The sequence below is a fragment of the Staphylococcus sp. EZ-P03 genome, from assembly GCF_003344575.1.
Taxonomy (GTDB): domain Bacteria; phylum Bacillota; class Bacilli; order Staphylococcales; family Staphylococcaceae; genus Staphylococcus; species Staphylococcus simulans_B.
In genome coordinates, this window is record NZ_QPMO01000052.1 from 1 (window position 1) to 1,835 (window position 1,835).

At 32.2% G+C, this 1,835-nt stretch carries 1 protein-coding gene; it reads right to left on the reverse strand.

Going from position 1 to position 1,835, the window contains the following annotated elements; translation table 11 throughout:
- Positions 1 to 1,673 (reverse strand): IS1182 family transposase (locus DVJ99_RS12915; RefSeq protein ID WP_240430867.1); only part of this gene is annotated, 1,673 nt, incomplete at its 3' end.
- Between the last annotated feature and the right edge of the window lie 162 nt (positions 1,674 to 1,835).

Here is a 1,835-nt window from a genome sequence, read left to right on the forward strand (position 1 = left end):
GGGGCTGGGACATTAATGTGACTCAGAACCGAAAACAGGAAGATTTTCATGATAAAAAATGAAAAATCTTCCTGTTTTAATTTTAAATAGAAATTACCAGCTCGTAGAGCTGATAGTTTCTTTATATTAACTGCCATAAATGCAATTCCAATTTCGGTTTCGACTTTTTCTTTGCCCCGAAGGGACATTCGAGTGAAACCCAAATTAGCCTTCAGATTTCCGAAAAATGTTTCTACATCAATTTTTCTTTGACTGTAGATTTTTGAAGTTTCCGGATCTGAAAGCAATTTTTTAGTATTACTTTTGAAGTACTCCCAATTTAAGTTTTTCCTAATTTTCTTTTGTGTATTTGGTCCTGCCTTTGGATTCATACATTCTTGTCTTAATGGGCAGTCTATACAATCATAGCTTAGATATTCTTTGAATTTTCTTACGAAACCATATTTATCCGTTCTAAATCTATATCCATTTAGAAAAAGAATTTTATTATCAGGACAAATATATTGATCATTTATTTCGTCGTATTTCCAGTTAGCGGAGTTGAAAATATTTTCCTTATATTTCTTTTTTTGTTCTTTAAGTATCATATTGTATGGAATCAGCGGTGTTCTTTCGAACTCATCTATAATCATTTCATAGTTACTTTCACTACCATAGCCTGCATCAGCTACAATATACTCAGGAATGTCACCATTCATTTCTTCTATAATTTTGATAAAATCTCCAAGTGTTCTAGTATCTCCTGGATTTTGGAAAATGCCGTAGGCTAAAACAAATTGGTTATATGTCGCTGCTTGAACATTATATGCTGCTTTTAGTTGACCGTTCTGCATGTGATCATCTTTTAATCTCATAAAAGTTGCGTCATGGTCAGTCTTTGAATAACTTCTTCGTTCACCTAAGATATCAAATTGTTCATCATACTTTTCTTTTTTGTCGTGACATTCTGAAATGGTTTTCTTATAACCTTTCAAAATCTTCCTTTCGGAACGCAGTATTTTTCTAGTTTCAACACTATCTTGTTTTTCAATTTCATGATTTAAATCTTCGATTTTAACTTCTAATTTTTGTTTTATATCTTTCATTTCATCTAAAGTTAATTCATATTGCGACTCTCTTTCCAATTCTGGAATAATCTCATCTTCCATTAATTGGTCATACACTTCAATTGATTTTTTAGTGTTTGATTCGCTATACCTTTCTGTATTGGCACGCCAAACAAAAGTGAATTTATTCGCATTTGCTTCAATTTTTGTACCATCTATATAAATAGCATCTTCTTCAATTAAATTTTGAGAAACAAGGAAAGTTCTAAAGACTACAAAACATTCTTTGATTAGTTTATTAGTAAGCGGGTTAGCACGAAAACGATTGATAGTGCGATAAGAAGGTTGTTGTTCTTGAGCAAGCCACATGAATCTCAAGCTGTCTTTTAACGCAAATTCAATTTTTCGACCAGAAAAAATAGAATTGCTATATGCGTACAAAATAATTTTAAGCATCATTCGAGGATTATGAGAAGGTGCACCACGATGTCGTTTAAAGTCGTCGAAGACGACATCAGGTATTTGTTCAACCAAGTCGTTTACAAGGTGAGCAGTATCACCTTTTGGAAAAGTAATTTCAGTAGTTAATGGCAGAGATAATTGAGACATGTTATAATTTTTATACATAAAGTTCCTCCTGTAATTTGGGTTTGTGGTTATTCTCTTATTATAAGCGAGGGCTTTATTTTTTTGAAATAATATGTGTAATTTATATAAAAACCCCGCTGAAATTCAATTTGGAATTTCAGCGGGGTTCTTTTGAGGCTGTATTTATGTCCCAGCCCCTTT